The 15,297-nt window shown below is 46.8% G+C and carries 10 protein-coding genes and 1 tRNA gene; 6 read left to right on the top strand and 5 right to left on the bottom strand.

The genetic code is table 11. From position 1 onward, the window contains the following. Positions 1–680: 680 nt before the first annotated feature. Entirely contained in the window at positions 681–1,139 is a 459-nt protein-coding gene (locus tag EZ315_RS04190) for a hypothetical protein (protein WP_135470881.1), read from the bottom strand. 259 nt (positions 1,140–1,398) lie between these two features. Between EZ315_RS04190 and EZ315_RS04195 the strand changes: the two genes are divergently transcribed. The 6 genes from EZ315_RS04195 (at position 1,399) to EZ315_RS04220 (ending at position 9,777) form a co-directional block, all read left to right on the top strand. Beyond that, complete coding sequence (locus EZ315_RS04195; protein WP_135470883.1) at positions 1,399–3,723, top strand: glycoside hydrolase family 20 protein; 2,325 nt, start codon at positions 1,399–1,401, stop codon at positions 3,721–3,723. Positions 3,724–3,810: 87 nt separating this feature from the next. Beyond that, positions 3,811–5,817 (top strand): glycoside hydrolase family 20 protein, encoded by a 2,007-nt coding sequence (locus EZ315_RS04200; protein WP_242452565.1) that lies wholly within the window; start codon positions 3,811–3,813, stop codon positions 5,815–5,817. A 159-nt stretch (positions 5,818–5,976) separates the two neighbouring features. After that, positions 5,977–8,100, top strand: a complete 2,124-nt coding sequence (locus EZ315_RS04205; RefSeq protein ID WP_135470886.1) for a TonB-dependent receptor — start codon at positions 5,977–5,979, stop codon at positions 8,098–8,100. Positions 8,101–8,233: 133 nt separating this feature from the next. Beyond that, complete coding sequence (locus EZ315_RS04210) at positions 8,234–8,728, top strand: RNA polymerase sigma factor (RefSeq protein WP_135470888.1); 495 nt, start codon at positions 8,234–8,236, stop codon at positions 8,726–8,728. A 35-nt stretch (positions 8,729–8,763) separates the two neighbouring features. Beyond that, positions 8,764–9,306, top strand: coding sequence for a GrpB family protein (locus EZ315_RS04215; protein ID WP_135470890.1), 543 nt, complete (start codon positions 8,764–8,766; stop codon positions 9,304–9,306). 12 nt (positions 9,307–9,318) lie between these two features. Further along, complete coding sequence (locus EZ315_RS04220; protein ID WP_135470892.1) at positions 9,319–9,777, top strand: DUF4252 domain-containing protein; 459 nt, start codon at positions 9,319–9,321, stop codon at positions 9,775–9,777. A gap of 149 nt (positions 9,778–9,926) precedes the next feature. On the opposite strand, the gene porX is transcribed toward EZ315_RS04220, so the two are convergent. From porX to EZ315_RS04240, 4 genes are all read right to left on the bottom strand, one after another. Beyond that, complete coding sequence (porX, locus tag EZ315_RS04225; protein ID WP_262709751.1) at positions 9,927–11,471, bottom strand: T9SS response regulator signal transducer PorX; 1,545 nt, start codon at positions 11,469–11,471, stop codon at positions 9,927–9,929. 24 nt (positions 11,472–11,495) lie between these two features. After that, positions 11,496–14,399, bottom strand: coding sequence for a type IX secretion system periplasmic lipoprotein PorW/SprE (gene porW / locus EZ315_RS04230; RefSeq protein WP_242452493.1), 2,904 nt, complete (start codon positions 14,397–14,399; stop codon positions 11,496–11,498). A 109-nt stretch (positions 14,400–14,508) separates the two neighbouring features. Further along, a tRNA-Asp gene (locus tag EZ315_RS04235) sits at positions 14,509–14,582 on the bottom strand. Positions 14,583–14,846: 264 nt separating this feature from the next. Then, entirely contained in the window at positions 14,847–15,125 is a 279-nt protein-coding gene (locus EZ315_RS04240; RefSeq protein ID WP_242452495.1) for an addiction module toxin RelE, read from the bottom strand. Between the last annotated feature and the right edge of the window lie 172 nt (positions 15,126–15,297).

A 15,297-nucleotide genomic window follows, 5' to 3' on the forward strand; every position in this document is an offset into this window, starting at 1 on the left:
CCATAATAACAATGATTCGGTAATTTTTACCGAATCATTGATTTTAAATTCGCTCTTATACTGGAATTCATAAACACCCATACGAACAAATGCCCATTTCCGTAAAATATATGTGATAGGATTTACCATTTTACTAATATTTATAATTTAGGAGTCAATATGCATATAACGAATATGATTACGAAACACATTACCCATGGTAGTACAGTACATAGAAATATAAGCTTGAAAACTTCTATAAATGAATAGAACTTCTTACGAGTCGCAATTGGCATTATCATATAATTTTCATGCAATTTATGCACAAAATCAATTTTCTTTAAACTCCTGATTATCAATGTTGCAATTATATACCCCATCATTAAACATGCACTAAAGCATATCAAAGCGTTTAGGTGTGACACAGGTGCAACGAGCCTGGCATACGCAAAAAGGAACACAAGTCCAACTGGAATCACCGACAGAGTGATTATATTCCTCATTATAGCATATTCCTGATTTGGCTCATATGGTTTCTTAAAATAGAATTCTTCAGCAGCCATCCTCATATATGACCACTTCCGCGCAATGGGTTGATATAGATTAATAATCACTTTAATGACTTTGCTATATTAAACAATCATACTGAATACAGACTTTAAAGGATTGCTCATAATACCTTCATATTAGAATAACAGACGTTATTTAGGATATAACCACATTATAAGATTGACGAAAAGGACCAATCCACCCCAAAAAAACAGTCCGATATAAAGCACTAAAGAGACCCTGTTTTTTAACGAAAAGAGTTTTTCTCGCTCGACAAGAGGCAATGTTGAATATCTGCGGTATAACCGTTCTATATAATGACGCTTTCTATATGGAAACAGCACCACCGAGACTATCAGATAATTGACCAGAATCGATAACGCCACATAGGAAAATGCAAATGACGCTCCGCGGTGCAGATGCAAGCGTCCTCCAAAATAACCATAAGCAAATATTGCTCCTATTTCCACCGACAGCATTGCCAACACAATGATGTAAGTAAACATATTATATCCATCTGAGATTTTAAATTCGCTCTTATACTGGAATTCATAAACACCCATACGAACAAATGCCCATTTCCGTAGAATATATGTGATAGGATTTATCATTTGATAATCGGTTTATAGTTAATTAGCCACAAAACTAATCATTTAATATCATAAACACAATATTTATCCTATTTATCAGTCAATTAATACAAGGCTATTGCGTAATCATGAGGATTTGAGTATCTTTGAACGGACGCTTTAATTCTGTTACTTTAACAGAATTTTCTTGGCTATTCTATGGACGTCAAAAGACATCACTGGCCCAGCCATTAAATATGCCTCGTGGCGTTATTTCAATATCTGCAATCCACTAATCACCATGAGAAAATTATTCAGACTTGCCGGAATACTTACAGTGACAGGGGCGTTGGCTGCCTGTTCGGGAGAGAAAACTACTGCTAATTATCACACAATCCCTATTCCTCAGGAGATCAAAATCACCTCAGAGGGGGAATTCGTGCTTAACAGCGGGACAAAAATCATCTATCCCGACGGAAATGAAAAAATGCGTCGCAATGCCATGTTCCTTGCGGAATACCTCAAGAAAGCTACCGGTACAGACTACGACATAGCTACCGGAACGGACGGCAAAGGGAATATACTCCTGCAACTCGGACATCCTGCCGAAAATCCTGAGGCTTACCGGCTGAATGTCACACAGGAGGGTGTCACAATTTCAGGGACAAGCGAAGCCGGTGTGTTCTACGGCGTCCAGACTCTGCGCAAATCCATACCTGTGGTCCACAAAAGCACTCCGGTGCTGGCCGCCGTTGAAATCAACGATTATCCACGATTCGGTTACCGTGGCGTACATTTCGATATCTCACGTCATTTTTTCACTGTCGAAGAGGCTAAAAGCTACATCGACATGATGACCCTGCATAACATGAACCGCCTGCACTGGCATCTTACCGACGACCAGGGTTGGCGCATGGAAATAAAGAAACATCCATTGCTTACCCAGATAGGGTCCACACGCAAGGAAACAGTGATAGGACGCAATTCCGGCGAATATGACGGCAAGCCATACGGAGGATTCTACACACAGGAAGACATCAAAGAAGTAGTAGCATACGCCGCTGAGAGATACATCACCGTGATTCCGGAAATAGACCTTCCGGGCCACATGCAGGCAGCCTTGGCGGCATATCCCCATTTAGGCTGCACAGGCGGCCCATATGAGGTATGGACCCAATGGGGCGTATCGGACAATGTGCTCTGTGCCGGCAACGACAGTGTGCTTACCTTTATCGATGATATCCTCACTGAAGTGATGGGGCTGTTCCCGTCAGAGTACATACACATAGGTGGCGACGAGTGTCCTAAAACCAGATGGGAGGAGTGCCCCAAGTGCCAGGCCCGGATCAAAGAGCTTGGTATCAAGGGCAACGATCGGCACAGCAAAGAGGAGTATCTGCAAAGCTACGTTATCAATCATGCCGAGAAATTCTTAAACGACCACGGCCGTCAGATCATCGGTTGGGACGAGATTCTTGAAGGAGGGCTGGCTCCCAACGCCACAGTGATGTCATGGCGTGGCGAAGGTGGCGGCATAGAGGCTGCCCGACAGAACCATGATGTCATCATGACCCCAAACACTTATCTGTATTTCGACTATTACCAGACAAAAGATATTGAGAACGAGCCACTGGGGATAGGCGGATACATCCCGCTCGAACGAGTGTATGGCTACGATCCCATGCCATCCATTCTGACCCCTGAGCAGCAAAAGCATATTGTAGGCGTGCAAGCCAACCATTGGTCAGAATACATACCCACATTCTCTCATCTGCAATACATGGCATTGCCACGTTGGTCGGCTCTTGCCGAAATCCAATGGTCCGAACCTGAAAAGAAGAATTATGAGGACTTCCTTTCACGCCTGCTGCAAATGATGAAATTGTATGATGCCGAAGGATATAATTACGCCACACACGTGTTTGATGTCAAAGCGGATTTTATCCCAAATCCTGCCACCGGGACAGTCGATGCAGTCACTAAGACAATTGACCGCGCACCTATCCACTATACATTGGATGGCTCTGTGCCGACAACCGAGTCGCCTGTAGCCGACAGCATAGTCGCTATCAGAGAGAACTGCACATTCAACGCGCTTGCCATTCGTCCGACAGGCAAAAGCCGCCTCCTCACAGAAAAAATCATCTTCAGCAAATCAACCTCCAAGCCTATTACGGCAAATCAGCCTGTCAACAAACAATATGAATTCAATGGCATCACCACATTGACCGACGGACTCAAAGGGAATGGCAATTACAAGACAGGGCGTTGGATAGGTTTTTATCGCAACGATATGGATGTGACCATCGACCTGCTTGAACCGACCGAAATCTCAAACCTGACTTTCACTACATGTGTGGAAAAAGGTGACTGGATTTTTGACGCACGCAGTGTGACCGTCGAAGTCTCAGAGGATGGCGAGAATTACACTGAGATCGTCTCCGAATCCAGTCCGGCCATGAAGGAAACCGACCGTAACGGCTTGTATGAGCACGCTTACTCTTTTAATCCTGTGAAAACACGCTTCGTGAGAGTTATAGCCGCATCAGAGAAGTCCATACCCGAATGGCATGGCGGAAAAGGGCACCCGGGATTCCTGTTTGTTGACGAAATCACAATCGACTAAATGCCGATTACTATGAGCATATTGAAAACCAGTCTCATAACCCTTGTGTCACTGTTCGCAGTCCTATGGCATGGAGGAGGCATTTCTATGGCACAGACCGTTATCCCTCTACCGCAGAACTCATCACCCGGCACCGGTACTTTCCGTATCACCGAAGAGACAAAATTATACACCAACCTCAAAGGGCATGAGAAAGAACGGCTTACAGCTTACCTGTCAACCATTCCTGCCCCTTTCGATAAAAAATTTAAAGGAAATAAAAGTCCGCGCGAGAATGTAATAATACTACAGAAGAGCAGGGATGCCGCCTCTGCACCCGAAGGTTACAGCATGGAGGTCACTCCCGCACATATCCTCATACGCTCAACAACCGACACCGGACTATTCTACGGATTGCAGACATTGATGCAACTGGCGCAACCTGCCGATGGCACAAGCCTGGAAGTAGCATCTGTGAAAATAGAGGATGCTCCGCGATTTGACTATCGGGGACTCATGATTGATGTGTCCCGACATTTCCGCAGCAAAGAGTTTGTGAAGAAGCAGATCGATGCCATGGCGCGTTACAAGCTCAACCGCCTGCACCTCCATCTCACTGACGCCGCCGGATGGAGAATCGAAATAAAGAAATATCCACGTCTCACCGACTTTGCCGCGTGGCGACCTGAAGCCAATTGGAAAAAGTGGTGGTTTGCCGACAATGGCAGGAAGTACTGCAATGAGTCAGACCCTAAAGCCCAAGGGGGATATTACACCCAGGAGGATATACGCGAACTGGTTGAATACGCCTCCGAACGCCACATCACAATCATTCCGGAGATAGAGATGCCGGCACATTCGGAGGAAGTCCTCGCTGCATATCCCGAGCTTTCCTGCCCTGGAGAGCCATACGAGAGTGCCGACTTTTGTGTGGGCAATGAGGATACGTTCTCATTCCTTGAAGATGTGTTGACCGAAGTGATGGAACTCTTCCCCTCGGAATATATCCATGTGGGAGGCGATGAGGCGAGCAAAGCCACATGGGCTACCTGCCCGAAGTGCGCAAAACGTATGCAGGATGAAAAGCTTAAAGATGTTGATGCGCTGCAAGGCTATCTCATCAACCGGATTGAGGCATTTCTGAGCAGACACAACCGGAAACTGCTTGGATGGGATGAAATCATGAATGACAGCCTTGCGCCAAATGCAGCCGTCATGTCATGGCGTGGAGAGGAAGGTGGCATCAATGCCGTAAGAAACGGACACCGTGCCATCATGACCCCAGGAACCTACTGCTACATAGACCAATATCAGGACGCACCCTATTCTCAACCAGAAGCTATAGGCGGATATCTGCCACTGTCGAAAATCTATTCCTACAATCCTACACCGGAAGCTCTGACCGAAGAGGAGTCCAGACTCATTTACGGTGTACAAGCCAATCTCTGGGCGGAATACATTCAGACCGACGAGCATTACGAGCACATGCTATATCCGCGCCTGATGGCGTTGGCAGAAGTAGGCTGGAGCCGTCCTGACCGAAAATCGTATGCCCATTTCCATAGCCGCGCGCTGAAAGAAATAGAGTGGCTGCGATCAAGAGGATACCATACATTCCCCTTAAAAGATGAAATTGGCAACCCCCACAATGCATCACAGCCTGTCAGCCACCTTGCACTCGGCAAACCGGTGAAATACAATGCCCCATACAACCCGAACTACCAGGCACAAGGTGACAAGACCCTCACCGACGGCAAAAGAGGAGGATGGACCTACTCCGACGGTGCATGGCAGGGATTTATATCACGTGACCGCCTTGACGTGACCATTGACCTTGAGGCTGTAACAGAGCTCCGATCCATAAGCGCGGATTTCATTCAGGTGGTAGGTCCTGAGGTATTTCTGCCGAGAGAGATAATTATTTCCGTATCATCTGACGGTACAGACTACAATGAAGTGAAGCGCATCGAACATGAGACTTCGACATCGGAAGTTTTCACATTCAGGAATTTCGGATGGGAAGGTGACACGTCTGCAAGATACATAAGATTTCAAGCCCGTGCCGACAAAACTTTAGGCGGATGGATTTTCACAGATGAAATTATAGTGAAATAATACTTGCTCTACCAAACAGCTAAACGCCACATAACGTGTTCTATACAATAACAATTCAAATTTCATTCCATAAGAAGATAAAATCTTTTTTTATAGATAAATGTCACAAATAGGGAACGAGGTTGTCTTTTATATAAAAACAACCTCGTTCCCTATAAAATGCACAACAAAGCTATCACTCTGTCAATCATTGTGGCATTTGCAACCACATCTTTTGCCAAAACCGGCACAGACTCGGTCTCTATCACTGAAATATCCGGACCTATCCCAACCGACACCACAATGACTGACATCATGCTTGGCGAGATCACAGTAAAGGCTCCAAGAGTGCTCCATAAGGCCGACATGGATGTGCTGTATCCTTCGGAGACTGCTGTCAAATCTTCTCAGAACGGCATATCACTGCTCAAATTCCTCATGATACCAACCTTGACAGTCAACGAGCTTACAGGATCCGTACGCTCTTCAGGGCAGGATGTGGAGATACGCATCAATGGACGCAAAGCTTCGTCTGACCAGTTGCAGACTATTCAGCCATCCACAATAAAACGAGTGGAATGGATTGATGATGCCGGTTTGCGCTATGGCGATGCCACGGCAGTGCTCAACATCATCGTAACCAATCCATCCTTCGGAGGCTCGTTGATGACACAGGGCATGCAGAGCCTTAACCAAGCTTGGGGCAACGGTTATGCCGACCTGAAAATCAATCACGGCCGTTCGCAATGGGCTATCGGAGCTGTGGGAAGATACACCAATCATATAGACAGCCACCGGGAATATTCCGAAACTTTCACCCGCCCTGACGATACTGCTGTCACAAGGACCGAAACCCCATTGGGTGGCTATCTATCCATGACCAATCTCACTCCAAAGATGTCATACAACTACATAAACCCTGAAAAAACAGTGGTATGGATAGGAGTGAATCTTAACAAAGAGTGGCCTACGGTAAGATCAAATACCGGACTGTTGTCTCTCTCATCCGGTGATGGGAATATCATATTGCATGAAAAAGAATCCCGATCGGGACTACGCCCAAAATTCAATGCCTATGTGGAGCACAATCTTCCCCACTCCCAGACTATCGCACTGGATATAGACACCTCTGTACTCAACGGAAGGTCGGTACATGATTACAGAGAAAGCAATCCGTATGAAGATGTGATTACGGATGTACATACCTCAATCAAAGACCGCCAACAGAACATAAGCATAGAGGGAAACTATATAAAACGGTTCAACGACAAGAGACTCACCGCTGGGGCACAATATTCAGGCTCACGGTCAAGAGCTGAACGTGAATCCGGATCATTAAGCCGTCAGAGGCAAGAACGCGCATACATGTTCAGCGAATATTTCCAACGTGTGGGCAAAGTGAGCCTAACCGCCGGGATAGGGGCGCAGTATTCCCACATAAGCATCGGAGAAAATGATGACACCGAAACATCCTCATGGGCACTGCGTCCCAGGATCGCAGCAAGCTATCGCCTCAACAACAGCTCGCAATTCCGCCTGAGCCTAACAAGCCGCACATCCACACCTACCCCATCACAGACCGATACCGGCATCCAACAGATAGACGGATTCCAGTACCAGATAGGCAACCCTGATCTTTATGCCTACAACACATACAGCATCAAAATGCAGTACAATTTCACATTTCCACGCATCACAGGGCAACTTGATGGCAGATGGAACCGCGCACCCCATGCCATAGCTCCATTCATGACATGGGAGGGCGACAGATTGGTCACATCGTTCGAAAACAGCCGCGGCCACACATCATGGCAGATAGCACTGTCCCCGCAGGTCGATATTGTCCCGGGAATGATTACAGCCAAGGGCACAATAAGACTCTACACGGCAAAGAGTACCGGGACCGGATATGCCCACACATTCCGATGCATAAGCGGTGATGCATCCGTGACAGCTACCTATCGCGGATTCATATTATCCGCATCCTATGAATCCAATCCATCCACACTATGGGGCGAGACTGTATCAAGGTCCGAACAGCTGTCGACCATTATGGCAGGTTACCGTTGGAAAGGATTCACCTTCATTGGAGGATTGTTCATGCCCTTCACCCGATACAGCATGGGGTCGGAATCGCTCAACAGGTATAACACCAACCGCAATATGCTCCGCAGTTCCGGATTCGACCGGATGCCTGTTGTTCAGATTGCATATAATTTCAATTGGGGTAAACAAAAACGTGCCTCACAAAAACTTATAAATGCCGAAGATGATATGCAGCAATCCACCGCTGCCGGAAGATGAAAACAACTCCTGTAAGAATCCACATAATGATAAATAATTTCATAAATTGCCTGCCAACATAAATTTTTCTCTGTATTTTTGTCACAAATAACACCTAAGGATGTCTATCATATGAAGACCATTACGATTCCCAATGAATACCGATGCAGAAAATTTCAAGAATACGTTTCTCCCTATGGGACGACAGATGTTTGCGGAGGCTATACGTATTCTCGGAAATGCGGCAGATGCCGAGGATGCTGTGCAGGATGTCTACACCAAGCTTTGGGAACGCCGCAATGACCTTGAAAATGTAAAAAACCGTCATGCATATGTGCTGATGATGGTTAGAAACAGATGCCTCACCATAGCCGGCTCCATCCACCGGCAATCGGCAGAGCTGAATGAAGCGGACACCGATGGAGCGGTATCCCATTCCGACGAACTCGAAGCCCGCGACCGCATAAGTAAAGTCATGAGGATCATAGAGACCCTACCCTCCAACCAACGCCTCGTGATCACTATGCATGACATAGAAGGGAGGACCAAGGAGGAGATCGAACATGCCACCGAACTGTCGGCGGACAATGTAAGGCAACTTCTGAGCAGAGCCCGACGATTCATACGTGACTGTTTCGCCAAAGAATGATTGAGCCATTTCCATATATAACAATTCCAAAAGGTATGACAAATGAAGAAATAATCCGGCTTCGGATTCTCAATGAACTTTATTACTCCGCCTCCGCCACTCATGAAGAGGAAGCGGAACGACGATTGCTTCTCAAAAACAGTTCGCTGCCTGAGGAGTTTGCTGCTGACCGTGAAATGATTGAGCACATTGGTTCTGCTGCTATTCCGGATGGATTCGAGATGAGACTGGCTGCAAAAATCGATACTATTGCCGGAGCCGAACACCTTGACGACTCACCGGCAGGGAATATCCGTCACAGAAAATTCATGTCTATATGGAACATGGCTGCTTCAATAGCTGTCGCTATAGCTATGGTATGCACATTCTTCCTTACCGACCGCAGCTCATGGGAAAACAGCAGCGAACTTTCTCCGGAAGAGACCTATGCACAGGTCGACAATGCATTGACCCTCTTCGCCAATGCCCTTGACCGAGGATACAAGGAAGCGTATGAAGCAGAAACAACTGCCGGAAATGCTGCCACCAAAGCATTGGAGTCCTTATCAAGATTATCAACACCAAAAAACAATATATAACACTATACAGATATGAAACGGAAAATATTTCTTTTTGCCACAGCTATGATTATAGCTCTGGCAGCCGGTGCACAAAGCCCGTTCTTCAAGAAATGCGAGAACGTAAAGGGTGTTACAACCGTCTATGTCAGCAAAGCCATGCTTGAAATGGCAGGTAATATTGGTGGCATAGGCTTAAAAGACAAGACACTCCTGACTGAAAAAATTGACAATACCCAGATTGTAACCAGTGATAATGCCAAAGGCCGTGAATTTATCGACAAACACCTCAGCATGATAACCTCCGACAAGGAGTATGAAGTGCTTGTGCAGATTAATGACGACAAGGAGAATGTCAGGATATATCGTCAGAATATCGGAAAAGGAAAAAGCCGTTATGTGGTCATATGCAAAGAGCCTGAAGAAACAACCGTGATCACCATCGAAGGCTCTCTGTCATTGGAGGATGTAGCGAGATGCACAAAGAGATGACAAGTGGAGCTCATAGCCGATTATGAGAAACATATTATATCTCGTAATGATTGTGTCAATCTCAAAGGACACAATAAAGCTCAAAAATATCACTGATCAGACTGATGGCATTACCAACGATAGAGTTAATCTGGTCAGGATATACTGAGTCACTTAGGGGAAAGTGTGACAAGTGGGATCAGCATTTCCTGTAGGGATATGCCACCGTGCTGGAAAGTGCCGTCGTAGTACTGCACATAATGATTGTAGTTGTTGGGATAGGCGAAAAAATCGCGCCCGGTAGCAAATATGTATGTCGATGACACATTTGGAGCCGGCAGACCAAACCGCCCGGGATTCTTTATCTCATAGACATCCCTGCCAGGATAGTCGAGCTTCTTGCCTACCTTATAGCGCAGATTGGTGTTGGTGTTACGGTCACCTACAACCTTGACAGGACGGTCAACCCGGACCGTGCCGTGATCAGTGGTCAGTACTATCTTGTATCCCTTGGCTGCTATTGCCCGGAATATCTCTATGGCTGGGGTGTGACGGAACCAGGATTCGGTGAGCGAACGATAAGCGGCATCGCTGGAGGCAAGCTCGCGTATCATCCTGGACTCCGTGCGGGCATGTGATAGCATATCAATAAAGTTGAACACTATTACATTGAGGTCGTTGCATAGAAGATTGGATAATTCACGGAGCAACTTCTCTCCTGCCGAGGAATCATTGATCTTTGTGTAGGAAAACCTGCATTTGCGCCTATGTCGATCGAACTGGGTGGCTATCAAGGGGGATTCGTTAATATTTTTTCCCTCCTCTGAATCCTCATCTACCCATAGCTCAGGGAACTGTCGGGCTATGTCAGCCGGCATAAGCCCCGAAAATATGGCATTACGTGCATACTGAGTGGCTGTAGGCAAGATAGAACAGTAGAGCTCCTCCCTGAACGTGAACGATTCGGCAAGCATAGGCTTGATCGCAACCCATTGGTCAAGTCGAAAATTGTCAATAAGAACGAAAAACACTTTCTCACCGGCATCAAGCAGCGGAAACACATGCGACCTGAACACGCCGGGCGACATAAGAGGGGAGCCTGGAGCTGACATATCAGCAACCCATGACTCATAGTTACGGCTTATGAATTTCGAGAAAGCACTGTCTGCCTCGATGCGTTGCATCCTCAGAAGCTCATCCATGGCACTGTCGGCATCAGCCAGCCGCATCTCCCATTGCACAAGCAACCTATAAAGCTCCATCCAGTCAGGTAGCGACGAAGCATCCCCGATCATCGAAGATATGCGGGAAAACTCCCTCTGATAACCTGTAGAGGTATTTTCATTCACAAGACGCTCGCTATGGAGATTCTTCTTGATGGAAGACAATATCTGCTTAGGATTGACCGGTTTTATCAGGTAATCGGCAATGTTGCTTCCCACAGCCTGATCCATTATGTCCTCTTCCTCATTCTTCGTGATCATGACCACCGGTATATGAGGGGAGGCAAGCTTTATGCGATGAAGTGTCTCCAGACCTGTGAGCCCCGGCATATTCTCGTCAAGTATGATGAGGTCGAACGCCTGTTCGTCGACAAGCGCGAGAGCGTCGGCTCCGCTGCAACAGGTGACGACATCATAACCTTTTGCTTCAAGAAACATTATGTGAGGCTTGAGGAGATCTATCTCATCGTCAGCCCAAAGTATCTTACTCACTTACTAAGAGTTTTATGGATGTTATTACTGCTCCGCCTCAGCATCGTCCGGTTCCATATCTGAAAACACGGTATCGGGAGGATACATTTCGGAAGAGGATGGATAAATGTCGGAAGGTAGCACCGTTTCGTGGGTGTCACGAACAGTCTCTTCACCTATAAAGCGGAAATAGTCATCAAATGAACCGGCTCCTTTCAGAAGCTGCTCAAAATTGCTCTTGCCAATCTCGACCGGACGCACCTCCGAAGGCATAGAGAAAGCCACATCACGCGCCAGGAGCGCACGATAATGATTAAGCTCTGCCTGATTGACAAACCCCTTGACTATCAACATTCCCAAACGACCGAAGTTCATGACTTCAAGATCGAAATCACGCACCACATAGGTTGAGAAGTTATGACGTGCCACATCATACAAAAGTTGATTGGGCGACAGAGAATCAGTCGAAAAGAGCAACACCAGATAATGAGGTTCGCCAGGGTCGAGACGGAACTCGATCTTCCCTGATTCCCCCAAGGCAAGTGCTACAGAATCGTTGGAAAGCCGGATTTCCCACAACATGCCTCGGGCATTGGTCCCGGACGACCGCAATCTCCTTCCCTCGTTCATTCCCTTATGCCATGATGCAGCCAAAGGGGCTATATCAGCATCGGGATAACGCTCAATAATGGTTTTCAGAACCTCATTGAACTCTGCGGGCCTGTCCTCAGTAACATAGGCAAGAGCATGAAGAAACATGAACTTAGGCATCAGGGGTGAAAGAGGGTAATCCTCAGCCATCTTCTCATATGCACGATGAACATAAAGATTGCGATCGGAAAGATAATCGGCATAAGCCTGTTCATATATGGACTCCTGCTCAGCCACCATGCCACGCACTCGGGAAATATAGGCCGGATCGCTCATCGCCTCTGCATATCGAGAATCAGGAAAATCCGAAATGATCTTTAACCGGAACTGCTCTGCAATCTCCTCTTGCCCCATACGCATATACATGAGATAGAGGTTATTGTATACATCAAGCCTGTATACATTATCGGGATATCGCGTCAAAAGCCTGTCCCACATCTTATGTGCGGCAGGATAATCCTCCATTTTATCCTTTAGGATCAGACCTGAATTGTATAGACCGTCCTGAATCACATCATTTGCCGTCACTTTCTGTACATCCGAAAGAGGTATCTGCCTGAGATAGTATTCCGGAGAGTGAGGATCATCGGCTCCACGACCTGAAGCAGAGTGAGATGTCCCTTCGGAGAGCGAGACATCATCGGAGACATCCTCCTGTTCATAGGGACTATCATCATCCTCTGTAAACGCAAAAGAGACCTTGTTACGCCTCCGCCAGTTGTCCTCAAGCTTTCTGGAGCCCCAGCGTCGCTGGAAGTCGGTGCGCCCGGCATTGCGGGCAGAGGCGTTGTAGAAGTACCATGACCTGTCGGTACTGAGAGAGAATTCCTGAGGAGCCATGCTTCCGGAAATCTCCATCTGCTCCCCTGCCGCTTCTCTGGCGGCAATATATTCTTCCCTGCGTGCATTTTCAGCCTCTTCTTGCTCTTTTCTGACAAGTCGGGATATAATTCCATTCACAACAGTCAAACGCTCGGATTCGGGCATTTCTGCAAGTCTCAGAAGAGAATCGTTGAGCGTTACATTCTGGGTGTATACAGCAAGTTCGTCAAGAAGATCCGACCGGCGTTTCATCCCCGCATATTCAGGATAAGTGTCAGGCAACTGCGGCACAGCCTCGGAATAACAGAACTGCGCTTTATCGTATTGTCCGAGATCATAATATAGCCCTCCGAGTGTTGCCTGGGAGATAGCCTTGTCGATACCGTTGCGTGTTGACCTTTCGGCGGCAAGCTCATAATTGGTTATGGCGTTTACCGTATCGCCACGCGAAAGATAAAGATTAGCGATAGCATAATATATCTGATCAAGATAATCACGGTTGCTCCCATATCGTGTCAGGCGACGCAAAGCGTTGACCTCAGAAGCAATGGCGGCACCATCATACACCTCGCTTTGCTTTATGCGGGCATTGAAGCGTGCCCTATATGAAGCCCCAACCCCGCTCCCGGCTTTACGATAAGCCTGATATGCCTCCTTTTTACGCCCAGCCTCGGCACATACGCGACCAAGGATGAAATAAAGGCGCGTCTTTTGTGGCTTAGAAGCCATTCGCGCTGCTTCGGAAAGATGCGGAATAGCTCTGTCGTACATATGGGAACGAACATAAAAATCGGCAGACACAAAGGAATGCAGTTCCCTCAGGAGTTTTGATTCAAGCTTAGAATCACTGATGCGTGATATTATCACCTCTGCCTCATAGAGCCAGTCAAGAGCGCAATAGCAGCGCGCCTCCCACAACCGCGCCTCGGTGACTGTAGCATCAAGCCAGGAGAAATGGCGGCTGACATAATAAAATGTCGCAGCGGCTCCGAGAAAGTCACCGTTCATGTACTGTGACCGCCCCATCATCATCCATGCATTGTGGAGAAATGGATTGTATTCCTCTCGTTTAAGCCATTTACGATACTCCGGGTCATTACGCCTGCCTGGCGTGCGACGCGGACGTTTCTTTATGCTGTGAAGCTGAATTGCCTTCTGTGCCTTTTCTATTGATCTGGTAAACGAACCTGTAGGCTGAGGAGCAGCAGGCACATTGTAAGCCTCGGCAGGATGCAGAATGTACGGTCCGGAATAATCATCCTCATAAACGCTCTCCATCTCCTTAAGAGTCTCTTTGTAGTGCTGGTCACCGTTGAAATAGACATTATAGCGGGTAATGAAAGCCTGATAGTTGCGTGAGGCTGCAGTATTCTTCCTTGTGGAACACCCCCCTGCTGCCATAGCAACAGCCACAGCCAGTATGATGGCCACACCTGACGGATGGCGAGAGACAATATTGCACAGAATACTTTTCACTGAATGATTAACGTGCCTGCGCGCGCGAATATTGTAATCATACGGATACAAAAAAGAATGAGTAACGAAATCGTAAGATTATCAATTACTCATTCTCCTCTCTCCTCAGCGGTATGGACGGGACTCGAACCCGCGACCCCCTGCGTGACAGGCAGGTATTCTAACCAGCTGAACTACCACACCAAGGTTTTTTGAGGTGCATCGGTTAGTTCCGTTTTGCGTGTGCAAAGTTAATACCGATTCCCATTCTGTGCAAATATTTATGAAAGAATTTTACTAAAAATATGCATTTTACGATATATAGAATAATTATTATTCATTTTCACCTCACACCTGAGCCAAATTTGCTCTACAAATCAATGATAGGTGCATTAAAAAATTTTGCCGTCAACCACGAAAAAAATTACGATCCCAGGCATGCGGGTCAATCGCAGCCGACCACCACATTTAAATATCCGGCACCATTGACCGTATAGCGGAGACATCCACTGTCGAATAATCCGCCTTGTCATAGATATCGATCAAGTAAACGGCCCCTTGCTCCTCGGACGCAAGTATTGTAAACGTTATCACACGTGCACCACCTGACTCACCACGCCCTTTTGATGATATAGCCATACGAATCTTACGGATACCGGGGCTTAGCTCATCACCCTGAAAAGGATTTTCACCTAATAAAGAAACAAGCACCCCAAGATCCGTCTTTAATGAACGATGACGCTTCATCAATAATTTGGTCGCACGTTCAAAATGAGGGGTGGTCCGAACCTCAAAGCTCATTGAGGAAATCTTTGGCTGTTTTTACCGGTAACTTACCTGCTTCTATTAATTTTGCTTCACGCACACCCTGACATATGCGTGTTGTAAGTGAATCTTCATCTGACACAGGAACAATCTT

It is taken from the genome of Duncaniella freteri, assembly GCF_004766125.1.
Lineage (GTDB): Bacteria > Bacteroidota > Bacteroidia > Bacteroidales > Muribaculaceae > Duncaniella > Duncaniella freteri.